General features: G+C 71.2%; 3 protein-coding genes. All 3 read right to left on the bottom strand.

What is annotated here, in order from left to right; all coding sequences use genetic code 11:
- A partial coding sequence (locus tag WA805_RS01765; protein ID WP_425241498.1) for an ABC transporter ATP-binding protein occupies positions 1-917 on the bottom strand: 917 nt, incomplete at its 3' end.
- A 10-nt stretch (positions 918-927) separates the two neighbouring features.
- Positions 928-3,651, bottom strand: a complete 2,724-nt coding sequence (locus tag WA805_RS01760; RefSeq protein ID WP_425241497.1) for an FtsX-like permease family protein — start codon at positions 3,649-3,651, stop codon at positions 928-930.
- Positions 3,648-6,950 carry an FtsX-like permease family protein gene (locus tag WA805_RS01755; RefSeq protein ID WP_425241496.1) on the bottom strand — a complete coding sequence of 1,101 codons (3,303 nt, stop codon included), beginning with the start codon at positions 6,948-6,950 and terminating at the stop codon, positions 3,648-3,650. The genes WA805_RS01760 and WA805_RS01755 overlap by 4 nt, the downstream gene beginning before the upstream one ends.
- Positions 6,951-7,044: the final 94 nt, after the last annotated feature.

Here is a 7,044-nt window from a genome sequence, read left to right as displayed (position 1 = left end):
CCGATGTGGTCGGGCTCTAGGTCCAGCCGGACCCGGTCGCGCATGCCAAGCGTGTCGGTCATATCGCGTGGTAGCTGGAGCCGCCCGGCCCGGTCCAGCACGGCGTACTCGATGGCGTGCCCCAGAGCCGACCCGTCACCGTCGTCGTGCCGCAAGGTCTCGGTGCTGGTCCGACCGTCCCTGATCGCGATAACCCGCCGGACGTTCGAGGAGACCCCGGGGTCGTGGGTCACGACCAGGACGGTCACGCCCAGGTCAGTGTTGGCCGTCTTGAGCGCGGCGAAGACGGACTCAGCGGTGACGCTGTCCAGCTCCCCCGTCGGCTCGTCCGCCAGCAGGACGCTTGGCTTGTTGGCGATCGCGGTGGCGATCGCGACCCGCTGCTGCTCGCCGCCCGACATCTGGTCCGGCCGGCGTCGCGTGCAGTGCGCCACGCCCAGTACCTCAAGAAGCTCGGCCGCTCGCGCATGGCGGGCCTTCCTGCCCTGGCCCGCCAGCTTCATCGGCAAGTCCACGTTCTGCGCTGCCGTCAGGTAGGGCAGCAGGTTCCGTGACGTCTGCTGCCAGATGAATCCCACGGTGCTTCGCCGGTAGGCGAGCCGCTGCCGGGCGGACATGGCTGCGAGGTCATGCCCGCCCACCCGGACCGACCCGGCCGTCGGGGTGTCGAGCCCGGCCAGGATGTTCACCAGCGTCGACTTGCCGCTGCCGGACGCCCCGACCAGGGCCGTCAGCTCGGAGCGCTCGACGATGAGGTCAAGGCCCTGCAGCGCCTGCACCTCGATGCCCTCGGCCTGGTAGATGCGGACCAGCCGGTCGCAGACGATCAGCGCGCCCGCACCGAGCTCGGCGTGCCCGCCCTGCCGGGCCTCGGAGTGCAGTTCCTCCAGCGAGGCCCCCGCCATGGAATCGCTCAACTCTTCCTCCTTATGCCCGCAGAGTCGCGGCGACGCGGCCACGCCGCGACCTGATCTCGTAGGCGAGCGCGATGACGGTGACTACGAGGAGTCCTGCCAGCGGGAGCAGGAACGACGCGAAGTCTGGGCGCAGCGGCACCGACGTCTGGGACTGGGTGAATGCCGACAGGTTAATCGCCGGGGCGACGAGCCTCGGCAGGGCGATGGCGCACGCGACCGCCGCTACAGCCGAGGCGGCGATCGCCGGGAACGCCTCAAGCACCGAAAGCCGGACGCGCTGCCGTTCATCGAGCCCCATCGTGGCCAGCTTCGCCATTGTCAGCTCCCGGTCTGCGGTGCTGAGTGCCAGCTCAAGCAGCATTACGGCCAGCGCGAGCGCGAGGGCGCACACGATGGCCAGGGTGAAGATCAGGAACGTGCCGTGCTGCAGCGGTGCCCCGGTTAGCTCCTGCAGCACCTGGGACCGGGTGGTGATGGTCAGGTCGTCAGCGCCAGGCATGGTCGCTTGCACGGCGTGGAGCCTGGAAACGTCGATTGATGGCCCGGTGAGCAGCATCACGTTGACCGGCGCGCCGACGCCCCCGATCGCCGACAGCGGCAGCACCAGGAACGTCCCGCCGCCTGGCAGCGCCGGGGTGGACTGCAGCTCGCCGGAAACCCGGACCCGCAGCGCGGGCAGGCCCTGCTGCGCGGCGATCGGGACGCTTCCTTGTCTGCCGAGGATGGCGGCGGCTGCCGGGGAAGCCAGCACCGGGACGGCTGCCTGGCCGGGCACCTGCGTGAGCAGGGCTGGACTGACGGGAGAGTAGCCCTCCGTTGACGCGACGAGGGCCGCGTAGCTGGCCGGGTCGACAGCGATCGCGGTCACCCGCTCGCCGCCGGTGAGGTCCAGCGGGAGTTCCACGGCCGTCGCGGCATGCTGGACGCCTGGCACCGCGGCGAACGCCCGCACGGCCGCGGGGCCTGCCCCGAAACCTGGCGAATAAGTGAGGGCCACGTCAGCGCCAGTTTCCTGCCATGACGCCGCGATCTCGCCGCGAACCACCGCATCCCGCACCATGATGGTGAACGCGGCCATGGTGAGGGTGAGGACGAGCGTTATGGCCGGGAGCGCGAGCGTGGCAGTGGCCTGCGCGGCGCGGGTGAGGCCAAGGAAGCCGATGACGCCGCGCCGGCGAGCCGATGCCCGCGCCAGCCCGCGAAGCAGCGGCTGGTACAGCCGCAGCACCACGATCACGGCCGGGACCGCGACGAGCAGCGGAGCCGCGCTCGTATACAGGTCGCCGCCCCCGCCTTGTCGCCGCAAGACGATGATTCCTCCGATGGCCGCGGCGCAGGCGGTGACCTCGAAGATCACTCTGGTTGCCCAGCGTCTGCGCCATCGTGCGCGCTCCCGCCCCACGGACCGCCTGCGCCGTGGCAGGCGGTGCTGCCAGGCCGCCGCCACCCCTGGACCCAATACAGCGACTGCCAGCGTCGCGATGCCCGGCCACCAGGCGACCCAGCCTGTGGGGCCAGGGCCAGGGACGAGGAGCACGGCGAGCGTCCAGGCCAGCGCGGCGGCCGGCACGCCGGCCACCGCCGCGCCGAAGGACCCGCGCCAGAACAGGTGCGCCAGTGACGCTCCACGTGCCCGCCGCACGGCCATCTCCGCGGACCGGCGGGCCGCGACCATCCGGGCCGCGAGAAGCATCATCACGACGCCCGCCACCGCCAGGCCCACATAGACCATCCACAACAGGACGTTCACCCCATTCGAGACCGCGACAAGCGTCGCCAGCGGTCCGAGCAGGGCAGACGACGTGCTCAGCGCGTTGGACATCGGGGCTAGGAGCCCGGTCAGCTGGGGAGTCTGGAGCGTGAACTGCTTCATCTCGCTGTACAGAGCCGGGGCCTGGGCGCGCAGCCCGGCTGTGGCTACCGGAAACTCCCACCGGATGCTCAGGCCCGCCAGGCCGAAGATCTCCTGCATCGTGGCGATCTCGCCGGGATCCGCGATGAACGCGCCCTCCCACAGCTTGCTCTGGCTCACATAAAGGTTCGGTGCCGCTAGCAGCGGATCGGCCTTCCAGAACGAGGAATCCGGATCGGTGGGCTCGACGATCCCGGTGACGTCGAGGTTCAGCTTGAAAGACGGGCTCGGCGGCCCATTCCCGGAGATCGTCGTCTGCAAGGGGGCGATAACCGCCACCCGAGAGCCGGGTCGCAGCCCCCACGCGCTGGCCGTCTGCGCGGTGACCACGACCTGGATGCCGCTTGCGGGGGAAGTGTCCGGCATGCTGCCGGCCACCAGTCGTATGTGGTCGGTGACCGGGTACGGGTAGGTGACCTCCACCTGCGCGGGGATCCCCTGCAGGGCGGGCAGCGAGCTGATCACGCCGCGCGGGCCCGATGTCATGGCCGTCCAGTCCGCCGTCTGCGGGGCCAGGGGCAGGGGGCCGGCGCCGAAGTCGCGGTGCAACTGGGCGGTGACGTCGTCAAGGTTGGCCGGTGTAAGACTCACCTGCTGGGAAACGCCCTGGAGAGCGCTGTTGACCGACACGTAGTTGGTCGCGACCACGATGGTCTTTTCAACCTGCGGCAGCCCGTTCATCATCTGCTGCACACCGAGCAGTCCCGTCGCCTGCGCCTCGCGGGGACCGGCGGTGGCGGCAAGCACGCAGCCCCCGGTTAGGAGCGCGAGCGCGAGACTTCCCGCGATCCCCATGCCAGTTACCCGGCGCAGGGCGCTCATGCGCTCTCCGCGGCACGAAGCTCGGCGGCGGCGTCGGGCCGGCGCGTGGCGGCGAGCACGGCGACGACCGCGGGCAGCACCGCCACGGCTAGCGCGAGCGCGATAGCCTGCGGCAGGTCATACTGCGTGACGGCGGGCGGCGTCGGCTGCTGCGCCGTCGGGGTGAGCGTGACGGCGGGCACGATCAGCCGGGCCACGAGCAAGCCGAGCAGCACCCCGAGGGCGGAGGACGGCAGGCTGAGCAGCAGCTTTTCCAGGAATAGCTGCAAGGCTGCCCCGCGCCGGGTCACGCCGAGTGCGGCGAGCAGCGCCGCCTCCGTGCGGCGCTGGCGCACGTCGGCCGCGATCGACACCCAGAACCCCGTGATAGCCAGGAGCGCCGCCGCGGCGGCCATCGCTAGCAGGGCCAGCTGCGGCGCGGCGGACAGCGGGTCACTGGTGACGGCCGTAGCCAGCCCTGCCGCGCTGGTGACGCCAGTACCAGCGGGAACGCTGGCCGTCAAAGCCGGAGGGACGCTCCCGTCAGCGGTGGCCAGCCACCACTGAGTGACCGGCAGCGGGGGAGCGGACTGCCGGGCAAGGTACTCCTGGACGCTGCCGAGATCGGTGATGAGCGCGCCACCCGGTGCCGTGACAGTCGGGAACGATGTCACCTCAGCCACGACTCGCAGCGAGACCTCCTCCCCCTCGATGGACACGGGCACGACTGAGCCGATCACCGCTCCGTTCGCGTCCATGAATGCTCCAGTCGCGATGGCCGGGATCGTCGTTACCCGGGCAGCCGCGGGAAGGAGCACCAGCTGCGCGGGGATCGCTGTGGCCGGCGGCGTTGGCACGCCGCCTGTGGTCTCTTGCCCATAGCCTGAGCTGAAGGTGAATGTCGCTGCCCGGCTTGTCACGTGCGCTGACACGCGGCCTGGCGGCGCGATTGGCAGCGGCAGGCCCTGGCTCGCCTGATAGTCGTCCAGGGCAGGCGAGCTGGCGTCGCCCGTCCAGCCTGCCAGCGGCAGGCCGCTGACGGTGAGCGTCAATGATGGTGCGGCGCGCAAGGGCATCAGGTACGTGGCCGTGATCGCGGCTACCCGCAGCGGGTAGCGCGCATGATTGCCGCCAAGGGACCCGACGAGCAGGTGGGCGAGTCCGTCCGCGACCAGCGTCCCGGCGGCGACCTGGTAGGCGGAGCCCGTCGCGTCGAGAATGGTCAGGGTCACGGTGACCGGCCCGAGCTGGGCCGCCAGCGCGCGGCTATCTCTAATGGATACCGGCAGATGCAGGCCGAGCGCGGCAGTGAGCCGGATCGTCCCGGCCCGTGCACCGGGCTGGGGCGCCGGCAGCACTGCCCCCGGCAGGCCGCCGGATGGCGTGATGGCGCGGAACAGGCTGGCTGCCGGCAGCCGCGACTCATCACCGCGCAGCCTGGCGGCCTGTGGTGCCTGGGCTGAGTCGACCGCGACCATCTCGCCGGGACTCGCCTGGATGTCGGCCGCCACCGCCAGCGAGTGCGTCACGCCCCGCGCGTCGGTAACCGCACCCACACCGCCAGGCTCAAGCTGGGCGGGCAGGTTGACCTGGACGTCGCCGCCAGTGGCGAAGATCGCCTGGTCGGAAGCCGACCGGGTCCAGCTCTCGTGCTGCGCGAGCGCGAGCGTGCCAGCGGCAACCGCCATGATCAGCAGCAGCGCCGCGCTACCCTGGCGGATCGGCATCCTGCTGAACTGCCAGCCGGCCAGCGAGGTCACCAGGCCCTTGCCCCGGGCGGCCAGCCGGTCCGTTGTCCGGGCCGCCAGCGGAAGCAGGCGCAGCGCGGCGACGCTTCCGGCGGCCAGCGCGAGTGCGGGCGCCAGCGCGAGCACCGGATCGATCCCCGCGGTCCCGCCATTGCTCGCCGCGGAATACTGGCGCAGCTGCCAGCCGGCCAGCACCGCGAGTACCACAAGGGCTATGTCCAGGCCGGCCCGCGCCACCCCTGCCACCATGGCCTGCCTGCCACGCCGGACCCGCGCGGCAGTTGGACTGGGAGTTGCTCCGGGAGCGAGCAGCGCGGCCACGGCTATGACCGCGACGACGAGCGCCGCCGCGGTCGCGTCGGACCAGCTCCCCGGTCGGCCCGCCAGCTGGATGCCAGCCGTCCCCAGCGGTCCCGCACTGGCAAGCGCGCTGGCGAGCCAGATCCCGGCGACCGCGCCGGCGATGGACACCAGCGCCGAGAGCGGGACCACCTCGGCGGCCGTGAGCCGGGTGAGCTGCGAGCGGGTCGCGCCGCGCGCGACCAGCAGCGCGGACTCGCCTTCCCGCTGGGCGGCCAGCAGCCGGGCGACCGCCAGCAGTGCCGCGATGGCCAGGACCAGAAGCTGCAGGGCGCTGATCACCAGCACCGACCGGGCGACTATCAGGTCGCTGTCCGCGCCGGACAGCACCGACGGCAGGCTCGTGGTTAGCTGAGCGCCGTTGAGGAAGCTCGCAGTCGGCAGCGACTTCGACAGGCTGGTGAGGTTCGCGGCTACCGGGTTGAGGTCACTGTCGGAGAAGGCGGTCATGTCGGGCTGCCCCACCCACGACCCGCTGCTCATCGTGAGCGCCGTCCCGAATGCCGCCTGGCTCACGACAAGAGGACCGTACGTGGTGGACCCGGATTCAGTGGACATGCCGCTGGCCGGGATGTAGCTGAGATTCCAGTATGAGTTCGCTGCGCCGGACCCGTGGCGCCGCGTGAAGACGCCAGTGATGTCAAAGCTGACCAGGGCGTTCGTGCCTTGGTCGCGCAGTCGCAGCACGTCTCCCGCGGAGACGTGCAGCAGTGCTGCCGCCGAGACGGGCAAGGCGGCGGGGATCGCTCCCGGCCGGGTGCCGCCTGAGGTCGCCGGCCACCGCCCGGCGACGAGCACCGCGTGGCTGGCGATCCCCTTCATCGAGGCTGCCTGCAGCAGCGCCGTGTTGCCCTTGCCGGCATTCGTCGGCGTCGCGGGAAGCGCGCCAGGGACGAGTCCCAGCGGAGAGGACCAGAATGCCTCCTGGAGGCTGAACGGAATGCCTGGCATCGCCGCGGCGATCTGCGCCCGCAGCGTCGCGCTGCCCTGGGCCGCCTGGCTGGGACCGCTCACCAGCGCATTCATCGACAGAGTCGTGTCCGGTGCTGTGACCAGGTCGTGCTGCACGGCCAGCGGCAGGGCCTGCCCGGCGAATACCGCTAGCGTGGCGGCCACCGCAGCCGCAACTAGTGTCGTCAGCGCGGCGGCTGCGAGCACGACCCAGTGCGCGGTCATCCGGCGGGTCGCCATCGGACCGCGGGGGCTGATCATACGTACAGCACCTCGACCAGATCGTTACGAGACCGAGCGCGACCTCGACACCCGGGACGGTGCTCATTATGCATATTTTCCGGCAAATGGGCCA

The sequence above is a fragment of the Trebonia sp. genome, assembly GCF_049794275.1.
GTDB lineage: Bacteria > Actinomycetota > Actinomycetes > Streptosporangiales > Streptosporangiaceae > Trebonia.
The sequence above is the reverse complement of the archived record's forward strand: the minus strand, read 5'-3'. Positions and strand labels throughout refer to the sequence as shown.